This is a genomic window from Shewanella sp. 11B5 (genome assembly GCF_002836795.1).
Classification (GTDB): domain Bacteria; phylum Pseudomonadota; class Gammaproteobacteria; order Enterobacterales; family Shewanellaceae; genus Shewanella; species Shewanella frigidimarina.
In genome coordinates, this window is the sequence record NZ_PJAP01000686.1 from 1 (window position 1) to 2,020 (window position 2,020).

Annotated in this window: 2 protein-coding genes; both read left to right on the forward strand. The window is 43.9% G+C overall.

The features are described from left to right. Positions 1-223: HAD hydrolase-like protein (locus tag CXF78_RS15310; RefSeq protein ID WP_180957166.1), on the forward strand; the 223-nt coding region annotated here is incomplete at its 5' end. Between the two features lie 158 nt (positions 224-381). After that, on the forward strand, positions 382-2,020 hold a 1,639-nt coding region (locus CXF78_RS15315; protein WP_102037273.1), incomplete at its 3' end, for a M28 family metallopeptidase.

The window sequence follows — 2,020 nt, forward strand, 5'->3', positions numbered from 1 at the left end:
TAGCTCGTGGATTATTCGCTCGGCGTTGAATCATATTCAGGGTCATTCTGAAAACACCGTTATTATCGGCGATAACATGCGCACCGATATTCTGGCTGGCTTCCAAGCGGGCCTGGAAACGATTCTGGTGACGACTGGTGTGAGCCAAATGAGTGATATAGACAAAGAACCTTTCAGACCAAATCACGTGTTTGCCTGCGCTGGTGATATCGACGTCGTTTAATTTGCACCAGTTAATGTCCGCCAGTTAATAAGCTGAGCATCCAAGACACAATTTACATTAGGTAACACAATTCCAAGCCAGTGAACTTGTTTTCAAGCACTGGCTTGCTTCATTATGCTTGTCTGAAATAAAAACGAATAACAATAACAGGATATAGCATGAAACGATTGTTTCCTTTTTGCGCCATTGCCTTACTGTCAGCATGTAACGGCGATGATGCTAAACACACTGCAACCGACGATATTATTCCGGCTAAAGTGACTGCGGTAACCTTTGATGAACAACGCTTTAGAACTGATATCGAAACATTATCGTCAGATAAATTTGAAGGTCGCGCGCCGACAACCCAAGGCGAAAAGCTTACCCTAGAATATTTGTCTGCCGCCTTCACCCAAATGGGGCTTAAAGGCGCTTATAAAGGAAGTTTTTTACAACCAGTTCCAATGGTGAGTTACACCGCAAGCGAGCAACAACAAGTTACTTTAGCTGGAATGGATTTACAGTATCGCCAAGATATCGTGTTAGGCAGTCGTCACGATAGCAATCAAGTGAGTATTAAAGATGCGCCATTAGTGTTTGTTGGTTACGGTATTAATGCACCTGAATATGGCTGGAATGATTACCAAGACCTCAACATGAAAGGCAAAATTGCCATCATTTTGGTCAACGATCCAGGCTTTGCACATCCAGAAGGTGCCAAGTTCAATGGTAAGGCGATGACTTACTATGGTCGTTGGAGCTATAAGTTTGAAGAAGCCAGTCGCCAAGGCGCGTTAGGCGCAATTATCATTCATGATACGGAACCTGCCTCTTACCCTTGGTCGGTAGTTGAAAACAGCTGGACTGGTGCTCAACAAGATTTAGTTCAAAGCAAAGCAGAACAAGATCAGCGGGTCCAAGTTGAAGGTTGGTTAACCTTAGACAGTGCTACAGCCTTATTCGATAAAGCGGGCCTGTCATTAACGTCATTAATGGATCGCGCCACAACCAATTCACTCAATGTCGATTTAGCCCAAACTGCCAGCATTGAATTTGCCAATAAAGCCGAATATGCCGACAGTTATAATGTGGTTGCAACATTAGCTGGCAGCAAACAAGCTGATGAGCAGATTTTATTCACTGCCCATTGGGATCATATCGGTACAGATGACACTAAAGACGGCGACCAAATTTATAATGGCGCGTTAGATAATGCCACTGGTACCGCCGGTATTTTAGAAATTGCCCGTCAGTTTGCCCAGCAAGCTAAACAAGGGCATGGCTTAGCCCGTTCATTAACCTTTATTACTACTACTGGTGAAGAACAAGGCTTATTAGGTTCACGTTATTATGCCGCTAACCCAATTTATCCAATTGATAAAACCGTGGCAGTATTTAACCTCGACAGCACTAATATTTATGGCAAAACCAAAGATTACACGATTGTCGGTAAAGGCCAGTCTGAGTTAGAAAACTATTTAGACCGCGCTGTCGCTAAACAAAATCGCACCAGCCAAGGCGAGCTAAACCCTGCATCGGGCGGTTTTTTCCGTTCAGACCACTTCAGCTTTGCTAAATTAGGCGTGCCAGCAGTATTTGCCGGTGGTGGTAACGAACCACTTGATGAAGCTACCGCACAATACAAAACGGCAATGTTGGTCAAAATGAAGGGCTGTTACCATAACGTTTGCGATCATTATCGTCCTGAATGGGATTTATCCGGTTCATTACAAGATTTAGGCGTGTACTACCAAGCCGCTGCTGAGTTAGGTAATAATCAAGATTGGCCAGGATACTTTGCCGGTTCTGAATTTAATC